Source organism: Flavobacterium fluviatile (assembly GCF_010645065.1).
Lineage (GTDB): Bacteria > Bacteroidota > Bacteroidia > Flavobacteriales > Flavobacteriaceae > Flavobacterium > Flavobacterium fluviatile.
On sequence record NZ_JAADZW010000003.1, the window covers coordinates 95,661 to 113,398 of the forward strand.

The following is a 17,738-nucleotide window of genomic DNA, read 5'->3' on the forward strand; positions in this document are numbered from 1 at the left end:
AAGTTTCAAGTTTCAAGTTGTTCTCAATAAGACAATGACCTGAAACTTTTAAACTTTAAACTTTAAACAAATAAAATGGATACAAAAGAGCTTTTAAAAAAAGTACGGAAAATAGAAATCAAAACCAAAAGACTGAGCAATCATATCTTTTCAGGAGAGTACCATTCTTCATTTAAAGGGCGCGGAATGACTTTTAGCGAAGTGCGCCAATACCAATATGGCGATGATATTCGTAACATCGACTGGAATGTAACCGCACGCTATAATGAAGCCCACGTAAAAGTTTTTGAAGAAGAACGCGAACTGACCATGGTTTTAATGGTGGATATTTCGGGTTCTGAAGGTTTTGGATCCAAAAGTCAGTTTAAAAAAGACATCGTAATCGAAATTGCGGCAACGATGGCTTTTTCGGCTACACAAAATAACGACAAGATTGGTTTAATATTGTTTTCTGATAATGTTGAATTATATATTCCTCCAAAAAAAGGCCGTTCGCACGTTTTGAGAATTATTCGTGAACTGATCGAATTTGAACCAAAAAGCCAAAAAACAGATATTGCCCAAGCTTTAAAGTTTCTTTCAGGAACACAAAAAAAGAAAGCAATCGTTTTTATGATTTCAGATTTCATGTCTGAAAATTATGAGCACACTTTAAAAATTGCTTCTAAAAAACATGATATTACCGGTGTCCGGGTTTACGATATCCGTGAGGAAAAAATCCCGAATTTAGGAATGGTATCGATGCTTGATGCCGAAAGCGGTAAAATTCAGCTGGTTGATACAGGCTCGAAAAAGGTACGTATGAATTACGAAAAACACTATCAGGAACGATTACATTATTTCAAAGAAACTTTTAGTAAATCAGGTGCCGGTGTCGTACATACAAGAGTTGACGAAAGCTATGTCACCAAATTACTTGGGTATTTCAAATCAAGATAATTTTTAGATTATCAGACATCTTAGATTGTTAGAATATTAGATTAATTTGAACAATAATCATAAAAAAAATCGCTTAAGTTAAATTCGTTTAAGCATTCATTTTAGACTAAAATCTAAAATCAAAAACCAAATGAAATTAAAATTTTACATATTTCTATTGTTACTTTCTTCAGCTGTTTTTGCACAAAGCAAGCAGATTGAGACCACTATTGATACTACAAAAAATAAAATTGGCGCCGAGTTTAAGCTAACGCTTAAAACCACAGTAAGTTCAAAATCTAAAGTTGTATTTCCTGCTTTAAAAAACATTGGTCCGTTAGAAGTCATTCAGTCGTACCCAATCGACACCGTTAAAAAAGACGGTACTTATGAACTTATTAAAAAATATGGCTTAACACAATTTGATTCCGGAAGATATGTTATTCCGCCAGTTAAGATTCTAATTGATAAAAAGCCTCATTTAAGCGATCCGGTTTCTGTTGAAGTAGCCAGTGTAAAAGTGGATACTTTGCAGCAGAAAATGTATGATATTAAAGATATTTCTACTGTAAAAAATGGCATTGGGAACTGGTGGGTTTATCTTTTGATTGTGATTCTGATTTTAGGAATTGGTGTTTTCGTTTACTGGTACATGAAAAAACACCAAAAGAAAAAAATTGAAGAGGAAGTGTACAAAACACCAATCGAAAAAGCAACAAACCTGCTAAATGTATTAGAAAAAAAAGAACTTTGGCAAAAAGGTGAAATTAAGGAATATTATAGCGAACTGACCGATATTGCCCGAAATTATATTGAAGAGGCGATTCAGATACCCGCTATGGAAAGCACTACTTCTGAATTGATCCAGGGACTTAAAGCGGCTTCAAACAAAAAGAAAATGAGCCTGACTCCTGAAACTGTCGAAAATCTGGAACGGGTTTTAAGACAGGCCGACTTGGTAAAATTTGCTAAATCAAAACCATTAGAATTCGAAATTACACAAGACAGAAACAAGATTCAGAAAGCAATTTTAACTCTTGACAGTGCTATACCGACCGAAGTTCCTGCCGAAGAAGAGGATTTACTTCTGAATGAAGCACAAAAGCAAAAACAAATCAAGCTCCAGTTAAAGAAAAAAAGAAATAAACGTATTGTAACTGCTGCTGCAATTGTCGTGTTTTTACTAACGGCTACAACTACTTATTTTGTTGTCACTAAAGGTTTCAAGTTTGTAAAAGATAATATCATTGGACATCCAACGAAAGAATTACTGGAAGGGGAATGGATAAAAAGCGAATACGGAAATCCTGGAGTTTTAGTAGAAACTCCAAAGGTTTTAAAACGACTTGATACTGAAAAAGTTCTGCCAAAAGAAGCAATGGCGCTTATTAAAGAAATGCAGCTTTTTGGTTATGGAAGTTTACTGGATAACTTTTACATTACAATTTCTACAGCAAAATTTAAAGCCGAAACAGAAATCGATTTATCGAAAGCGCTAGAAGGCAATTTAAAAATTATCGAAAGCCAGGGAGCAAGAAATATGATTGTCAAACAGGAAGATTTTCAAACCAAAGAAGGAATCACAGGTATCAAAGGTTACGGAACTTTCACTCTTATTAACGAAACTCTGAAATCAAGCACTAAAATTTACTATGAAGTCCTGATGTTTAAACAAGATGGCGGATTGCAGCAAATTGCTATATTCCATGAAGAGGGAGACACTTATGCTAATGATATTTCAAGTAGAATTTTAAATTCTGTTGAACTTAAAAGAGCAAACAACTAATGGAAAAAATAACTTTTTTAAATCCGGAATTTTTTTGGCTGTTTTTATTAATCCCAGTTGCAATTGCATGGTTTTTCTGGAAACGCAACCAGCAATCGGCTACCTTAAAAATGAGTTCTACTCAGGGTTTTAAAAATTCTGAATCACTTTTAACAAAATTAAAACCTTGTTTATATGTTTTTAGGATTATTGCTTTGTGTTCCCTGATTATTGCTTTGGCAAGACCAAGAACAGTTGACATCAGCAATGAGACTAAAACAACAAAAGGAATCGATATTGTAATGGCAATTGACGTTTCAGGAAGTATGCTGGCGAAAGATTTAAAGCCGAACCGTATGGAAGCTTTAAAAAGAGTGGCGGCTGATTTCGTTGAAGAAAGACCAAATGACCGAATCGGACTGGTTTTATATGCTTCTGAAGCCTACACTAAAACGCCTGTAACAAGCGATAAGGCCATTATTTTAGAAGCCATAAAAGAAATCAAATACGACAATGTTTTACAGGATGGTACCGGAATTGGAATGGGACTTGCAACTGCCGTAAACCGACTTAAAGACAGCAAAGCAAAAAGCAGGGTTATCATTCTGCTTACAGATGGTGTAAACAATGCCGGATTCATCGAGCCGGAAACAGCGTCTGATATTGCAAAACAATACGGGATAAAAGTTTATACAATTGGAATCGGAACCAACGGAATGGCCGAATTTCCTTATGCATATGCTCCAAACGGCGGATTTTTGTTCAAAATGCAAAAAGTAGAAATTGATGAACAGTTGCTGAAAAGTATCGCCAGAAAAACAGATGGAACGTATTTTAGAGCTACCAGTAATGATAAACTGGCTGAAATATACAATTCTATCAACAAATTGGAAACAACTGAAATTCAGGAATTAAAATTCTATGATTATGATGAAAAATACCGATTCTTTGTATTCCTCGCAGGAATTTTTTTATTGCTGGAAGTCGGTTTAAGAAATACGGTTTACAGAAGCTTTATTTGATTTTTCAAATCAAAAAATTCCAATTTTGAAATTCCAAATAACAAATTGGAGCTTCAAACAAGGAATATCAAAAGTAAAAACAAACAAAAAAATTGAAATTTAAAAATTAATATTTAGGATACAACAAAGATTGGAATTTGGAATTTAATTTTTGGAATTTAAAAACATTTATGGAACTAGACGAAAAAAAATATTTATATCTTTTGTTTCTCATCCCAATTGTGATATGTTTTTTTCTTTTTAATATGTATTGGAAAAGAAAAAAACAGCGTGAGTTTGGTGATTTGGAACTCGTAAAAAAACTAAGCCCTGAAAGTTCTGTCTTTAAACCGGTTTTAAAATTAATATTGTTTCTTTTGGCATTAGCCTGTTTGATCATCGGTTTGGTTAATCCAAAAATCGGGACCAAAATGGAAACCGTTAAACGGGAAGGAATTGATATTGTTTTTGCTGTTGACGTTTCAAAAAGTATGCTCGCGGAAGATGTTGCGCCAAGCCGTCTGGAAAAAAGCAAACAATTGGTTTCGCAGATCATCAATAATTTAGGAAGCGACAGGATTGGAATTGTGGCTTATGCAGGAAGCGCATTTCCGGTTTTGCCGATTACGACAGATTATAGTGTTGCCAAAATGTTTCTGCAGGGTATGAATCCGGGAATGGTGTCGTCACAGGGAACTTCACTTGACGAAGCGATCAAATTATCAGCAACTTATTTTGATGAAAAAAGTAAAACCAGCAAGCTTTTAATACTGATTTCTGACGGAGAAGACCATTCTGAAGGAGCTGAAATTGCAGCAGAAGAAGCCAATAAAATTGGAATGAAAATCATTACTATTGGAATTGGAACTGAAAAAGGAGCTACAATTCCGTTGAAGGAAAATGGTATAGTAAGAAGCTATCAGCAAGACCAAAATGGTGAAACCGTTATTACAAAGCTAAATCAGGAAGGTTTAAGAGCAATTGCAAAAGCAACCAAAGGCGGATATGTTTACGGAGGAAGTACAAAAGAAGTATTGGAATACGTAAAAAATGCTTTGAATAATATCCAGAAAACAGAATTTGAAGCTACGCAAATGGCAGAATTCCAGTCTCAGTTTCAATGGTTTTTAGGTTTTGCCTTTATACTATTGTTTCTGGATATTTTTCTGTTGGAAAGAAAAACAAACTGGATAAACGAGTTGAATTTATTTAACGAAAAGAAATAATTGTTCTGATATTCCGGAGCAAAAAAAATACAAAACAGAATGAAAAATTTACTTCTTTATATTTTACTAACTTTTTCTTTGGCAGTTTCTGCTCAGGAAAAAGACAAGACATTGCCAAAGGCCAATGAAGAATATAAGCAGAATAAATTTGGTGATGCTGAAGCAAATTACAGAATTTCTCAATCAAAATTCCCTAATAAAGCTGCGTCTTCTTATAATTTAGGAAACACCATTTATAAACAAAATCAGGTATCAGAAGCAAAATATGCTTATGCAAAAGCCATTAAAAACGCCAAAACCAGATCTGAAAAACATAAAGCTTTTCATAATTTAGGAAACGTTTTTATGAAAGAGAAAGATTATTCACAAGCTGTTGAAGCCTATAAAAATGCTTTGCGTAATGATCCGGCTGATGATGAGACTCGTTACAATTATGCTTTAGCCAAACAAAAACTAAAAGAAAATCCTCCTAAAAACGACAAAAACAAAGACAAGGATAAAAAGAACGATAAAAAAGACGATCAGAAAAAGGACGGCGACAATAAGGATAAAGATAAAAAAGACGGCAAAGACGATCAAAAGAAAGACGACAAAGGAGACAAGGACAAGGATAAAAAAGATGGTAAAAACGATCCTAAAAAGGATGATCAGTCAAATAATAACGGAGAGCCAAAACCTATGCCCGGAGGCATTTCAAAAGATCGCGTTCAGAATTTATTAGACGCAGTTAACAATGAAGAAAAGAAAATTCAGGATAGAGTAAATGCCAAAAAAGCAAAAGGAAAACCAAAGAAAACAGAAAAAGACTGGTAAATAGTTTGTTTGTGGTTTTGGTTTAAAGTTTGTTGTTTTTCTTAATTGAAATATTATAGCAACGAATTAAAACTTTAACAATTAACAACAAACTATAAACAACAACAATAAACTGATTAAAAAATTAAATGAAAAGATATTTAATTCTATTATTATTCACTATTCAGGGGCTTATGGCTCAGGTTCAATTTGAAGCCAGAGTAAGCAAAAACACACTTGGAGTTAATGAAAGATTACGAATTGATTTTATCATGAATGTCGATGGGGATAATTTTGAACAGCCTTCTTTTGACGGTTTCAGAATTGTAGCCGGCCCTAGCCAGCAGATAAGTCAGTCCTGGGTCAATGGAAGAAGTTCATTTCAAAAGATTTATTCTTATTTTTTACTGCCTAACCAAAAAGGTACATTTATCATCAAACAGGCAGCAATTGAGTACAATGGCCAGGTTTACAAAACCTCTCCGATAAAAATAACAGTTACAAATGCTGTAGCTCAGGAAAGAGATCCTAATTCGCAACAACAGCATCAGGGAGGCGGAAGCGGAAGCGAGATCCTGAATCTTGTAGCAGAAATTTCCAAAACGAACCCTTATATCAATGAACCAATCACAGTAGTTTATAAGTTATATTTTTATGGCATTGGTGTAACAGGATTTAAGGAACTGGCAAAACCAAAATACAAAGATTTCTGGAATCAGAACATTGACATCAAACAACTGCAGATTGAAGAAGGAATGTACAAAGGAGAACGCTGTTATTATGTTGTTCTTAAAAAAACTATTTTATACCCTCAAAAATCAGGAAAACTTACTATTGAACCACTTTCATTAGACATAGGTGTTCAGGTTCCCAGAGGTCGCGACATGTTTGGCCGAATCGTAACTGATGACGGGAACAAAACCGTTTCTGCAGGTGCCAAGACAATTAATGTAAGAGCACTTCCTGAGGCAAATAAACCTCTCGGATTTACAGGTGCTGTTGGTAAATTTGATTTTAAAGTAACTCCTTCAAAAACAACCTTAAAAAGCGGAGAAAGTCTTGACCTGATTGTTAGTGCTGCTGGTACAGGCAATATGAAATTGTTTACATTGCCAAAACCGGTTGTTCCAAATGCATTAGAAATGTATGATCCTGTTCATGATGAAAAAGTAAGTACATCACTCGCAGGAATGTCAGGAAAAATTTCGGACAAGTACACCATCATACCTCAATTTAAAGGAAAGTATGCTATAAAACCAATGGAATTCTCTTATTTCGATTTGAATTCGGGAAGCTATAAAACCATAACTTCTCCTGAAATCATGATTGATGTCTTAGAAGGACCGGTTCAGACTGAAACAGCTGCATCCCATACATCGAAAAATGTGATTACAAAATCAGAGCAATTTAAATACATCAAACCAAAAACAATTTTAGTTTCGACTGCAAAAGATGATTTCTACGGCTCCGATTTATATTACAGCTTATTGTTATTGCCTTTCGTCATTTTACCGGTTATTATAATTGCTAAGAAGAAAAAAGAAGCGATTGACAGCGATGTAACGGGTAACCGAATTAAAATGAACAATAAACTGGCGAAGAAATATTTATCTGAAGCCAAAAAGCAGCTCAACAATAAAGAACCGTTTTATATTGCCCTGGAAAAAGCAATGCATAATTTCCTGAAAGCTAAATTGCATATTGAAACTTCCGAAATGAGCAAAGACAATATCCGCGAACTGCTATCTTCCAGAAATGCAAACCCGGAAACAGTTCAGAGTTTTATAAACCTGACCGAAAACTGCGAATTTGCACGTTATGCTCCGGCATCCAGCGCATCAATACAGCAGGATTATGACAAAGCAGTTTTGATTATATCAGAATTAGAAAAACAAATTGTTTAATTTTTAACCGCAACGTTCGATAAGGAAATTGATTTAGCTTTCGTTAAATTAAAGTTCGCAAGTTGAAAATAGTACAAATACAAAATGAAGAACATATTATATCTTTTTTTATTAATCTCTCAGGTTTTCTTTGCTCAGGGCAGCTTTGAAAAGGGTAATGCCTTATATCAAAAGGGACAATACCGGGAAGCAGCGCAGACTTATGAAAGTATAATTAAGGATGACAAACAACATTCTGCGGAATTGTATTTTAACTTAGGAAATTGTTATTACAAACTTAATAAAGTAGCGCTTTCAATTTATAATTATGAAAAGGCTCTTGTCCTGAAACCACATGATGCCGAAACACTGAATAACCTGAAATTTGCCAAAAAACTGACTATTGACGAAATTAAAGAAGTCCCAAAAGTTGGTTTCGCAAAACTGATTCAGAATTTTACCGGTATTTTTAATTACAACACCTGGGCCTGGATTTCGGTAGGAATTGCATTTGCTTTTTTACTGAGTTTTATTGGATATTATTTTTCACAGCTTACACTTTCAAAAAGAATCTATTTTATAGGAATGTTTGTTTTGCTGTTTGCTTTAGTATTAAGTGTATCGGCAGGGATAACTGAAAAAGACCACTACAATAATGATCGCCCTGCGATAGTTTTTGCTGAAATGACTGAAGTACGAAGTGAGCCTCAAAAAGCAGGAGCCAGCATTTTTCTATTGCATGAGGGTGCTAAAGTTTACGTAAAAGAAGCTTTGGAAAACTGGAAAAAAATCGAATTGACGGATGGTACTGAAGGCTGGATCGATGCTTCAGCCATAAAAGAAGTAAAATAGCAAATCACAGTTAAAAAAGAGAGTCCGTCTCTGCAGCAGAAACGGACTCTTTTTTATAAATATTAGATTAATCTAAAGATTCAGTAAGCTTTTTGAAAACCGTCTTGGCATTTTTACCTTCATACAGTACTGCATAAACCGCATCAATAATAGGCGTTTTTGCCCCGTAGCCCTGATTTAATTTATAAGCACTTTTAGTGGCATAATAACCTTCAGCAACCATACTCATTTCCATCATGGCACTTTTTACGGTATAGCCTTTCCCGATCATGTTGCCAAACATTCGGTTTCTTGAAAACACCGAATACCCTGTAACCAATAAATCACCCAAATAAGCCGAGTCATTGATGTCACGTTTCATTTTATGCACTTTCTTGATGAATTTTCGCATTTCACGAATTCCGTTACTCATCATTACCGACTGAAAATTATCCCCATAACCCAAACCATGGGCAATTCCGGCAGCTATGGCATAAATATTTTTCAGCATTGCAGCATATTCAGTTCCAATGATGTCATCAGAAATTTTAGCTTTTATATAATTACTCGATAATATTTTGGCAACTGTACAGGCTTTATCAGGATCTCCGCAGGCGATAGTTAAATAAGAAAGTCTTTCTAAAGCTACTTCTTCAGCATGACAGGGACCTGTAATTACGCCGATATTATAGTATGGAATATCGTATTGAATATGAAAATGTTCACCAACTATTAAACTTGTTTCAGGTACAATCCCTTTAATAGCCGAGAAGATAATTTTATTTTCAAGAGAAACCGTTAACGACTCTAATTCTGCATTTAAAAAAGCCGAAGGAATTGCAAATATTAAGTAATCTGCATATTCAATTGCTTCATTTATATTATTGGTTAATTTAAGTTTCGTGGTATCAAATTCAACTGAACTTAAATAATTTGGATTATGCTTGTATTTTTGAATGTGCTCTATTGCTGCATCATTTCGCATATACCACGAAATTTCAGGAAGATTGACACATAACATTTTTGCAATTGCAGTTGCCCAGCTCCCTCCTCCAATTACTGCAAACTTTAAATTTTGGCTCATTATTTTATTAATTTAAGGCAAAAGTACTTAATAATGCAGTAATATCACAAAATGTAGTTTAAGAATTTTAAAAGTGCTCTCTAGTTACAATGCTTTTTACTGATTATAAAAAATTAAAAAATATTTTTCTTTTATCACAATAAGAATAGAATCCTTACGTTGTAATTTATTATAAATTAGATTTTTAAATGAATTTAGTAAGACTTGAGTTAGTTAGTTTTGTTTTAGTATTTTAAAAAGGCGTTTCTAAATATTTTTTAAGAACGCCTTTTGTTTAAATACCAATTCCCAAATTCCAAACTTCTTCATTGTCATTCCAACAAAAAATCCAAAAAAATTAATTCGAAATTATTTTTTTTGGATTTTTTAAACCTTTGAAATTCATCGAATTAATAACTCATTTCTACGATAGATTTTACTTTATCTAAAGTGACCAGCTGCTTTTCTCCTAAGCCTTTCCAGCCTCTTTCATCAAAACGGTTTACGATAAAATCTGCTGTTTTGTCGTAATCATTTGTATATTGGGAAAGTTTAGTATCCATTCCCATCCCATGGAAAAATTCTACCGTTTTACTGATAGCTTCTTTTGCAACTTCGTCATCTGAACCTGTTAAATTAAAAATTCTTCTTCCGTATTGCGCTAATTTTCCTTTTTTGGTTTCAAACATCACTTGATATAAACTCGGACCGATAATTGCCAGAGTCCTTGCATGATCAATTCCGTATAAAGCCGTTAACTCGTGACCAATCATGTGTGTGGCCCAGTCCGTTGGAACACCTTTTTGGATTAATCCGTTTAATGCCATCGTACAGCTCCACATAAAATTGGATGCCAAAGCATAATCGGTCGGATTTTCTACAACCCCTGGGCCTACTTCAATTAGCGTTTGTAAAATACCTTCTGCAATCCTGTCCTGGAGAAAGGCTTCGTGTGGATAGGTTAAATATTGCTCCATTACGTGCGTGTAGGCATCTACAACACCATTTTGTAACTGTCTTTCAGGCAAGGAAGCAATTACAGTTGGGTCACATATCGAGAATTGAGGGAACAGAGCACTTCCACCGGAAGCTAATTTTTCCTGAGTCGCTTCAATTGTCACCACATATCCTGAATTCATTTCGCTTCCAGTCGCCGGCAAGGTTAAAACTGTTCCAAACGGCATTGCATTTGATTTAATCAGAATTCTTTTTTGAAGAATATCTATTGGATTTCCATCAAAATGAACCGCAGCCGAAATAAATTTTACACCGTCAATAACAGACCCGCCGCCAACAGCCAGAATAAAATCAATTTTTTCGGCTTTTATTAATTCTACTGCTTTCATCAAAGTTTCAAAATGCGGATTGGGCTCTATACCGCCAAATTCTACTATTTCAAAACCTTTTAGGTTATTAATTACCTGATCGTAAATTCCGTTTTTAAAAATACTTCCGCCACCATAAGCCACTAAGATTTTAGCCTCTTTTGGAACTAAAGCAGAAAGTTTTTCTATTTGTCCTTTTCCGAAAATTAAATTTGTCGGATTGTATAATTCAAAGTTTAACATGTTTTTTAAAGTTACTGAGATGCTAAGGTTCTGAGATTCTAAGTTTTTTTGTTGAAACGTAAACTCTCAGAAACTTAACATTGTGATTTATTAATTTTTATTTTGCAATTAGCGAGTACAGAGATAGAGTTTTTAGGTTTTTAGAAAACTTAGAACCTTAGTACCTCAGTCCCTTAGCCCCTTTACTTCAACTCTTGAAGTAATTTTGCCGCAACTAATTTAGAAGAAGCCGGATTTTGTCCCGTAATTAAAAGTCCGTCTGCGACTGCATAAGGCTGCCAGTTGGCTCCCTTCGAAAATTTAGCCCCATTTTGAGTCAAAGCATCTTCTAATAAAAACGGAACTACTTTCGTTAAACCCACTGCTTCTTCTTCGGCATTGGTAAATCCGGTTACTTTTTTATCTTTAACTAAAAATTCACCTTTAACTTTTACATTTTTCAAAACTGCAGGCGCATGACAAACAAAAGCAATCGGTTTATTGTTCGTATAAAATGATTCTATTAAAGCGATTGAACTTTTATCTTCAACTAAATCCCAAAGGGGACCATGGCCTCCGGGATAAAACACAGCATCATAGTCTTTCTGATTGATTGTAGAAAGTTTTAAAGTGTTTTTTAATTTCTCCTGTAAAACTTTATCTGCATCGAAACGTTTGGTATCTTCGGTTGCTGATGCCGGATCTGCACTTTTTGGATCAACTGGCGGCTGACCTCCAAGCGGAGATGCAATTGATATTTCGACACCCTGATCTAATAATTCATAATAAGGCGCAGCAAATTCTTCTGACCAGAATCCTGTTTTTTCTCCTGTGTTGCCCAGTTTATCATTACTGGTTACAACAAATAATACTTTTTTCATACTTTTTGTGGATGTTATTTGAGCTGAAGCTGAAAAGCTTAAAACTGTCAATGCGGTTATTGCTATTAGCATTATTTTCTTCATAATATTTAATTTTAATCAAATTTACGACTAATGTGATATTTGTAAAAATAAAATAAACTATGTTTGTTATAAATAAATTTATAGCTATGGTAAATTTAGAATGGTACAGAACTTTTAAAGCGGTCTATAAAAACGGAAACTTTTCTTTTGCCGCAAAAGAACTCTTCATGAGTCAGCCAGCAGTCAGCCAGCAAATTTCTATGCTGGAAGCACATGTTGGAAATAAACTTTTTATCCGAAAGTCTAAAGGCGTAGAACCAACCGAGTATGCTAAGTTACTGAATAACTTAATAATAGACGCACTCGATCGTCTTGAAAATGTAGAAACTACTTTTCGGTCAAAAGCTGAAGATGCCACACGGTTAATTTCTGTTGGTGTTTCGAAGCATCTTTTCAGCAGTGTGGGGAATAGTTTAATTGCAAAATTTGATTTAATCGATTTTACTTTTGCCGATGATGATACTCTTTTTTCCTTAGTCGATTCTAAAAAACTTGATTTTGCAATTGTCTCTAAAAAATATGATACGTTTGATACTATTCAGGAAACGGTTGCCAAAATTAAACTGGTGATGGTTGGACCAACGAACTTAGATATAACTGAATTTCGCCAAAAACTCAAATCAGATGATTTTACCGGAGCAGAACAATGGCTGAACGAACAAAAATGGTATTCGCATGACGCACGGATTCCGCATATAAAATTATTCTGGCTTCATGCATTCAATAAAAAAAGACCTGCAATGGTCCCTAATTATATTATTCCATCTGAACATGAAATGCTGGAAATGCTTTCCAAAAATTCGGGAATTGCGATAACATGGAATTGCAATGCGAGAAAATTTATTCAGCAAAACAAACTACAATTGGTCTGGAATAGTTTTCACGTTCCTGAAGAATATGTCTATTTACTGGCAGCCAAAAACAACAACCTGAAAACTTTTTTTGACACTATTGCGAACGAGGTGAGAATGGCCTTGTCCTCTTAAATACCATAACCTTAAATAAAATCATCAAAAATGATGAGTATGGATATGCTGCTGCACATTAAATTTGCATAGTGAAATTCCGTTTATAGCGAATTTTTCCCCGGCTCAGCCTTAATTGCTCAGCGTAAGAATATAAAACTCTATATTTGTGTAAATCTTACGCATTTAGAATATGACTAACATTCAAAATATCAGAATAGCTGTTGATGCAATCGTATTTGGCTACCAGAACAATCAATTATATGTCCTTTTGATACAACAGAAATTTGGCACACAGGAATCGTATTGGGCGCTGCCAGGAGGCTTGGTCAAAAATGACGAATCGTTGCAGGATGCTGTAAAAAGGGAATTGAAAGAAGAAACCAATGTTACCGTTACGTATTTTGAACAGCTCTTTACTTTTGGCGATGATATAAATCGTGACCCGAGAAACCGTGTAATTTCTGTGGCCTATTTTGCCCTTGTTGACCCTTCAAAGTTAACAATCAAAGCAGATTCTGATGCTGACCATGCACAGTGGTACAAAATTAATGAGATTCCGGACTTAGCTTTTGATCACAACGATATCCTAAAAAAAGCCATCGAACGCCTAAAAGCAAAACTTACTTATGAACCGGTAGGTTTTGATTTGCTGCCAAAAGAATTCCTTTTTTCTGAACTTGAAAATTTATACTGCACCATTCTGGAAAAAGAAATTGACAGACGAAATTTCAGAAAAAAAATATTAAGCTTTGAAATTATTGAAGAAACGGATCAATTCGGATCATCTAAAAGCGGTCGACCTGCAAAACTTTTTAAGTTTAATAAATTGAAATATAATGAATTAACAAAAAAAGGCTTTCACTTCGAAATAAAGTTTGCGTAATTTTTACACAAAATAAATTGTTTATTCAAAATTAAATTCTACATTTGCGTATAATTAACGCAAAATACAAAACTATGATACTAAATCTCGACCCAAAATTCGCCCCATTTCAAAATCAGGAAGAAATTAAATTTCAAAGTTTTACTTTCTCTGGAGGAGAACCACACATTAAAATCGTTCCTGATTTTGATACCAACAAAAAAGTAACGATTACACACCGGTTAAATTCATTCAACGATTTAGGTTTGTTGTGTATTACTGTTGATGCCTTACGCAGAATGGACGTTAAGATTATCGATCTTTTCATTCCGTATTTCCCGGCTGCCAGACAGGATCGTGTTATGATTCCGGGAGAACCTTTGTCTGTTAAAGTTTATGCTGATATAATCAACACGATGCAATTGAATAAAGTTTTTGTTTTTGATTCGCATTCAGAAGTAACTCCGGCTTTGTTGAATAATAGTTCTGTAATTCCGAACTATACTTTTATCAAAGAGGTTTTAAATAGAATTGGCGAGAACGTAAAACTGATTTCTCCAGACGGTGGCGCTTTAAAGAAAATCTATAAAGTATCTGAATTTTTAGGCGGGATAGATGTTGTAGAATGCAGTAAAAGCCGTGATGTAAAAACCGGAAAATTATCTGGTTTTAAAGTTTTTGAAGAAGATTTGCAGGGAATGGATTGTTTAATAGTAGATGATATCTGCGACGGAGGAGGGACTTTCGTAGGATTAGCCGAAGAACTAAAAAAGAAAAATGCCGGAAAACTATATTTAGCAGTAAGCCACGGCATTTTTAACAAAGGTTTTGAAGTTTTAAACTGCTTCGACGGAATTTTCACAACCAACTCTTTTAAGGATTTTGAAGGCGAAAGTGTTCAGGTAATTGGATTAGATCAATTAGTTTAAAAATGTTTCAAGTTTGAGGTTTCAAGTTGTTTTGCAAACCTTAAAAAAAAAATCTATTAACTGTTTCAAGTTTAATATTCCATGTTTCAAGTTCGCGCAAATAACTTGGAAACGTGAAACAAGAAAAACTTGAAACTTAAACAAACCAATAAAATTATGAGCGACGATTTAAAACCAAGATTTATTGAATCTTTAAAAAGAAACAATGATCAGATTAGAGAAGACAGAGCCAAAGTAATTGGTGAAGATTCTGAATTAATTTACAGAAGAAGAGTCGAAGACATCGAATTAAAAATCAAAAGGCTCGAAAGAGAACAGGAAGGATTGATTGATATTAGTCCGCTGGATAAAAACAGCTTGACTTTTGCCGATTTTCAGCCGGAAGCATTTGTTCAGAAAGACATGGAACTTTCGCTGACGATCAGAAATTTAAACATCCAGCTTGAGGTTACAAAAAAAAGATTTGAATATTTATTTGGTAAAACATTTTAGTCATGGGAGGTACAAGATATGATTTCGGAGCCCGCGAAAGCAGGGCAAAAAAAGTAGGTTATGCCAGTAAATCAGCTGGTGAGATTTTTACACAGAATGCATTGCGAATGGCGCATGAATCAATGATTCCGAAAGGAGTGCTTTTTAGAGAAGCAAGAGATTCTGATGTTCATCCAAATACGGTTCCTATTATTTTAGGACTGGACGTTACAGGAAGTATGGGACATATTCCGCATGAATTGATAAAAGACGGACTTCCAAAATTAATGGGCGGTATTATTCAGGGCGGTGTTCCTGATCCGGCACTTTTATTCTTAGGAATCGGAGATCACGAATGCGACAGATTTCCGCTTCAGGTAGGCCAGTTTGAATCTGGTGACGAGGAACTGGATATGTGGCTAACCAGAACCTACATCGAAGGTGGCGGTGGCGGAAACGCCGGAGAAAGTTATCTTTTGGCCTGGTATTTTGCAGCATTTCACACTAAAACCGATGCTTTCGAAAAAAGAGGACAAAAAGGATTATTGTTCACAGTGGGTGATGAACCAGGCTTGAAAACACTTCCGGCTTCAGCAATTAAGGAAATTATGGGTCAGGGACAACAGACTTATACGCATCTTGAATTATTGGCAGAAGCGCAAAAAAGATACGATGTGTATCACATTAGTGTACTGCATTCAGGTCAGGCCATCAATGCTGATGTTGAATGGAAAGAATTACTGGGACAAAACTGTTTGTCTATCGAAGATCACAGAGAAATTCCAAACATAATCAAAAAGATCATTTGCGATAAACATAAAAGTTCTGGTTTAGGAACAATGCCAGTTTCTGATACAAAGAGTACAGGTTTAGATAATATAGAAATGCTTTAAACTTTGCGACTCTGCGACTTTGCGAGATTAAAACATAAGCTTTTTTGTTTAGACAACTAGAAATTTGCTCGCAAAGACGCAAAGGTGCAAAGATTCTTATTTAAAATTTAAGTTTAAAAAAACTTAGCGACTTTGCGAGATTAAAAAAAACAAAATGAAAACAGCAAAAATAGTTATAGGTTTAGGATTTGGTGATGAAGGAAAAGGCATAACGACAGATTTTCTGGCAAAACAAAACCCTGAATCTATAGTTATTCGCTTTTCGGGAGGACAGCAGGCCGCACACACGGTTATGATCGATGATAGAAAACATGTGCATTCGAGTTTTGCAAGCGGAGCACTTCGCGGACTTCCGTCTTATTACAGCGAACATTGCACTATCCATCCGCTTTTTTTGTACAACGAAAGAGAAGAATTAAAAGAGAAAGAAGCTAATCTGGATTTGTATATACATCCCCTGGCAAAAGTCACAACTCCTTTTGATGTCTGGCACAACAGAGGAAATGTGCGAAACATTGAAAACGGAACCTGCGGAAAAGGAATTGGTTCAACCATGAAAAGAAATGAAGGTCCGTATAAATTGTTTGCCATCGATTTGATTGCGCCTCGCGGAATGTTGTTAGAAAAACTAAACCAAATCGCCTATTATTATGGCTTTTTAAACGTAAGTGAAATCGACGAAGAAGTCAGTCAATATCTGGAAGCAATCGATAAAATACAATGGAATATTGTCGATTATACATTCCTCTCAAAATATGAAAATCTGATTTTTGAAGGCAGTCAGGGAATCCTGCTCGATATGGATCACGGTGTTTTTCCGAATGTAACCTATGCCAATACCACTTCAAAAAATGCTTTTGAAATTTGTAATACACTAAAAATTGAAGATGTAGTCGTTTATTACGTAACCCGAAGTTATACAACCCGCCACGGACACGGCTGGATGGCGAATGAAGGAGAAATTAAATTAAAAAATAACGAAGAAGAAACCTGTGTTTTTAACGAATACCAAAAACATTTACGTTTTGGAACTCTGAATTACGAGCTTCTAAATTATGCTCTAAAACTTGATGCAGCTTACAGCCCAATGACAAAACGAAATTTGGTTGTAACCTGTATGGATCAGCTGGAGCAGGATTATGAGTTCGAAAGTCTCACAACAGAATTCAATGAAATTTACGGATCATTTTCACCCGATTCAAAAGATTTCAAACTGCTTTTTTAAATTAATGAAGAAAAAATTTTGAATATTTAAAATGAGCTGCAATATGAAAAGCGAAAAAAATAATGAGTTATGTTTTTCCAAAACCAATTTTGACAATGTTTTTCGTTTTATTCAGATGAAAACGGAGAGCAATAAAACAAAAGGCTATATGCACGGCGATTGGGAGATTCTAGTATCAGATAATTCAGAATTATTTTTTAAAAAAAACGGATATTCATTATCTAAAGTGAATAGGGAATCGGGAATTTTTTCGTTTCCAAAATTGAGTTCAGATAATGAAAAAATTACAATGAAAACAACCCAGTTATTCTGTGAACTGGTTTTATTAGCTAAAAATTAAAAATAATACTATTGATCACATTTGTTTAGTATTACCGTTGTCAACGCATTAAATAGAAA

The 17,738-nt window shown here is 34.6% G+C and carries 17 protein-coding genes; 14 read left to right on the top strand and 3 right to left on the bottom strand.

Features of this window, described 5'->3' with window-relative positions:
• Positions 1 to 75: 75 nt before the first annotated feature.
• From GXM17_RS06190 to GXM17_RS06220, 7 genes are all read left to right on the top strand, one after another.
• Positions 76 to 939 (top strand): DUF58 domain-containing protein, encoded by an 864-nt coding sequence (locus GXM17_RS06190; protein ID WP_163398427.1) that lies wholly within the window; start codon positions 76 to 78, stop codon positions 937 to 939.
• Between the two features lie 130 nt (positions 940 to 1,069).
• On the top strand, positions 1,070 to 2,704 hold the full coding sequence (locus GXM17_RS06195) for a hypothetical protein (RefSeq protein ID WP_163398428.1): 1,635 nt from the start codon (positions 1,070 to 1,072) through the stop codon (positions 2,702 to 2,704).
• On the top strand, positions 2,704 to 3,705 hold the full coding sequence (locus tag GXM17_RS06200; protein WP_163398429.1) for a vWA domain-containing protein: 1,002 nt from the start codon (positions 2,704 to 2,706) through the stop codon (positions 3,703 to 3,705). The genes GXM17_RS06195 and GXM17_RS06200 overlap by 1 nt, the downstream gene beginning before the upstream one ends.
• Positions 3,706 to 3,875: 170 nt before the next feature.
• Positions 3,876 to 4,910, top strand: a complete 1,035-nt coding sequence (locus GXM17_RS06205) for a VWA domain-containing protein (protein ID WP_163398430.1) — start codon at positions 3,876 to 3,878, stop codon at positions 4,908 to 4,910.
• A 39-nt stretch (positions 4,911 to 4,949) separates the two neighbouring features.
• A complete protein-coding gene (locus tag GXM17_RS06210; RefSeq protein ID WP_163398431.1) occupies positions 4,950 to 5,723 on the top strand; it encodes a tetratricopeptide repeat protein in 774 nt (257 codons plus the stop codon).
• A gap of 128 nt (positions 5,724 to 5,851) precedes the next feature.
• Entirely contained in the window at positions 5,852 to 7,606 is a 1,755-nt protein-coding gene (locus tag GXM17_RS06215) for a BatD family protein (RefSeq protein ID WP_163398432.1), read from the top strand.
• Positions 7,607 to 7,690: 84 nt separating this feature from the next.
• Positions 7,691 to 8,437, top strand: coding sequence for a tetratricopeptide repeat protein (locus tag GXM17_RS06220; RefSeq protein WP_163398433.1), 747 nt, complete (start codon positions 7,691 to 7,693; stop codon positions 8,435 to 8,437).
• A gap of 67 nt (positions 8,438 to 8,504) precedes the next feature.
• Here the strand turns inward: GXM17_RS06220 and GXM17_RS06225 are convergent, their stop codons facing one another.
• The 3 genes from GXM17_RS06225 to GXM17_RS06235 all read right to left on the bottom strand — a co-directional run bounded on the left by GXM17_RS06225 (position 8,505) and on the right by GXM17_RS06235 (position 11,991).
• A complete protein-coding gene (locus GXM17_RS06225) occupies positions 8,505 to 9,500 on the bottom strand; it encodes an NAD(P)H-dependent glycerol-3-phosphate dehydrogenase (protein ID WP_163398434.1) in 996 nt (331 codons plus the stop codon).
• Between the two features lie 389 nt (positions 9,501 to 9,889).
• Positions 9,890 to 11,047: an iron-containing alcohol dehydrogenase gene (locus GXM17_RS06230; protein ID WP_163398435.1), complete on the bottom strand. Its 1,158-nt coding sequence runs from the start codon at positions 11,045 to 11,047 to the stop codon at positions 9,890 to 9,892.
• Positions 11,048 to 11,229: 182 nt separating this feature from the next.
• Positions 11,230 to 11,991, bottom strand: a complete 762-nt coding sequence (locus GXM17_RS06235; protein WP_163398436.1) for a type 1 glutamine amidotransferase domain-containing protein — start codon at positions 11,989 to 11,991, stop codon at positions 11,230 to 11,232.
• An 86-nt stretch (positions 11,992 to 12,077) separates the two neighbouring features.
• On the opposite strand from GXM17_RS06235, the gene GXM17_RS06240 reads away from it, so the two are divergent.
• From GXM17_RS06240 to GXM17_RS06270, 7 genes are all read left to right on the top strand, one after another.
• Positions 12,078 to 12,977: a LysR family transcriptional regulator gene (locus GXM17_RS06240; protein ID WP_163398437.1), complete on the top strand. Its 900-nt coding sequence runs from the start codon at positions 12,078 to 12,080 to the stop codon at positions 12,975 to 12,977.
• Positions 12,978 to 13,149: 172 nt separating this feature from the next.
• A complete protein-coding gene (locus GXM17_RS06245; RefSeq protein WP_163398438.1) occupies positions 13,150 to 13,842 on the top strand; it encodes an NUDIX hydrolase in 693 nt (230 codons plus the stop codon).
• Between the two features lie 74 nt (positions 13,843 to 13,916).
• On the top strand, positions 13,917 to 14,750 hold the full coding sequence (gene prs / locus GXM17_RS06250; RefSeq protein WP_163398439.1) for a ribose-phosphate diphosphokinase: 834 nt from the start codon (positions 13,917 to 13,919) through the stop codon (positions 14,748 to 14,750).
• 156 nt (positions 14,751 to 14,906) lie between these two features.
• Positions 14,907 to 15,242 (top strand): hypothetical protein, encoded by a 336-nt coding sequence (locus tag GXM17_RS06255; RefSeq protein ID WP_163398440.1) that lies wholly within the window; start codon positions 14,907 to 14,909, stop codon positions 15,240 to 15,242.
• Positions 15,243 to 15,244: 2 nt separating this feature from the next.
• On the top strand, positions 15,245 to 16,114 hold the full coding sequence (locus tag GXM17_RS06260; RefSeq protein WP_163398441.1) for a hypothetical protein: 870 nt from the start codon (positions 15,245 to 15,247) through the stop codon (positions 16,112 to 16,114).
• Positions 16,115 to 16,268: 154 nt separating this feature from the next.
• Entirely contained in the window at positions 16,269 to 17,339 is a 1,071-nt protein-coding gene (locus GXM17_RS06265) for an adenylosuccinate synthetase (protein WP_163398442.1), read from the top strand.
• Positions 17,340 to 17,382: 43 nt separating this feature from the next.
• Positions 17,383 to 17,679, top strand: a complete 297-nt coding sequence (locus tag GXM17_RS06270; protein WP_163398443.1) for a hypothetical protein — start codon at positions 17,383 to 17,385, stop codon at positions 17,677 to 17,679.
• Positions 17,680 to 17,738 lie beyond the last annotated feature (59 nt).

Excerpts from the sequence above, each read along its gene's own strand:
- GXM17_RS06190 (WP_163398427.1), top strand. The coding sequence starts at position 76 with ATGGATACAAAAGAGCTTTTAAAAAAAGTACGGAAAATAGAAATCAAA.
- GXM17_RS06195 (WP_163398428.1), top strand. The coding sequence starts at position 1,070 with ATGAAATTAAAATTTTACATATTTCTATTGTTACTTTCTTCAGCTGTT.
- GXM17_RS06200 (WP_163398429.1), top strand. The coding sequence starts at position 2,704 with ATGGAAAAAATAACTTTTTTAAATCCGGAATTTTTTTGGCTGTTTTTA.
- GXM17_RS06205 (WP_163398430.1), top strand. The coding sequence starts at position 3,876 with ATGGAACTAGACGAAAAAAAATATTTATATCTTTTGTTTCTCATCCCA.
- GXM17_RS06210 (WP_163398431.1), top strand. The coding sequence starts at position 4,950 with ATGAAAAATTTACTTCTTTATATTTTACTAACTTTTTCTTTGGCAGTT.
- GXM17_RS06215 (WP_163398432.1), top strand. The coding sequence starts at position 5,852 with ATGAAAAGATATTTAATTCTATTATTATTCACTATTCAGGGGCTTATG.
- GXM17_RS06220 (WP_163398433.1), top strand. The coding sequence starts at position 7,691 with ATGAAGAACATATTATATCTTTTTTTATTAATCTCTCAGGTTTTCTTT.
- GXM17_RS06225 (WP_163398434.1), bottom strand. The coding sequence starts at position 9,500 with ATGAGCCAAAATTTAAAGTTTGCAGTAATTGGAGGAGGGAGCTGGGCA.
- GXM17_RS06230 (WP_163398435.1), bottom strand. The coding sequence starts at position 11,047 with ATGTTAAACTTTGAATTATACAATCCGACAAATTTAATTTTCGGAAAA.
- GXM17_RS06235 (WP_163398436.1), bottom strand. The coding sequence starts at position 11,991 with ATGAAGAAAATAATGCTAATAGCAATAACCGCATTGACAGTTTTAAGC.
- GXM17_RS06240 (WP_163398437.1), top strand. The coding sequence starts at position 12,078 with ATGGTAAATTTAGAATGGTACAGAACTTTTAAAGCGGTCTATAAAAAC.
- GXM17_RS06245 (WP_163398438.1), top strand. The coding sequence starts at position 13,150 with ATGACTAACATTCAAAATATCAGAATAGCTGTTGATGCAATCGTATTT.
- prs (WP_163398439.1), top strand. The coding sequence starts at position 13,917 with ATGATACTAAATCTCGACCCAAAATTCGCCCCATTTCAAAATCAGGAA.
- GXM17_RS06255 (WP_163398440.1), top strand. The coding sequence starts at position 14,907 with ATGAGCGACGATTTAAAACCAAGATTTATTGAATCTTTAAAAAGAAAC.
- GXM17_RS06260 (WP_163398441.1), top strand. The coding sequence starts at position 15,245 with ATGGGAGGTACAAGATATGATTTCGGAGCCCGCGAAAGCAGGGCAAAA.
- GXM17_RS06265 (WP_163398442.1), top strand. The coding sequence starts at position 16,269 with ATGAAAACAGCAAAAATAGTTATAGGTTTAGGATTTGGTGATGAAGGA.
- GXM17_RS06270 (WP_163398443.1), top strand. The coding sequence starts at position 17,383 with ATGAAAAGCGAAAAAAATAATGAGTTATGTTTTTCCAAAACCAATTTT.